The organism is Neisseria sp. P0019.S003 (assembly GCF_051957115.1).
GTDB classification, from domain to species: domain Bacteria; phylum Pseudomonadota; class Gammaproteobacteria; order Burkholderiales; family Neisseriaceae; genus Neisseria; species Neisseria flavescens_D.
In genome coordinates, this window is sequence record NZ_JBQCWT010000099.1 from 1 (window position 1) to 440 (window position 440).

Genomic DNA, 440 nt, shown 5'->3' on the forward strand with positions numbered 1-440 from the left:
ACCAAGACGAACTCAAAGGTCTGATTACAGTTAAAGATATTCTGAAAACAACCGAATTCCCTAATGCCAACAAAGATGCCGAAGGCCGTCTGCGTGTCGGTGTCGCGGTGGGTACCGGCGGCGATACCGAAGAGCGCGTCAAAGCATTGGTAGAAGCAGGCGTGGACGTGATTGTGGTCGATACTGCACACGGTCATAGCCAAGGCGTTATCGATCGCGTGCGCTGGGTAAAAGAAACCTATCCGCACATCCAAGTCATCGGCGGCAACATTGCTACTGCTACAGCCGCTTTGGCTTTGGTGGCTGCCGGTGCGGATGCTGTTAAAGTCGGTATCGGCCCGGGCTCGATTTGTACGACCCGTATCGTGGCAGGCGTGGGCGTGCCTAAGCTGACTGCGATTCACAATGTTTCCGAAGCCATGAAAAGTACAGGCGTTCCC

At 54.3% G+C, this 440-nt stretch carries 1 protein-coding gene; it reads left to right on the plus strand.

Going from position 1 to position 440, the window contains the following annotated elements; translation table 11 throughout:
- On the plus strand, window positions 1–440 hold a 440-nt coding region (locus tag ACTHTS_RS11280), incomplete at both ends, for an IMP dehydrogenase (protein ID WP_440370091.1).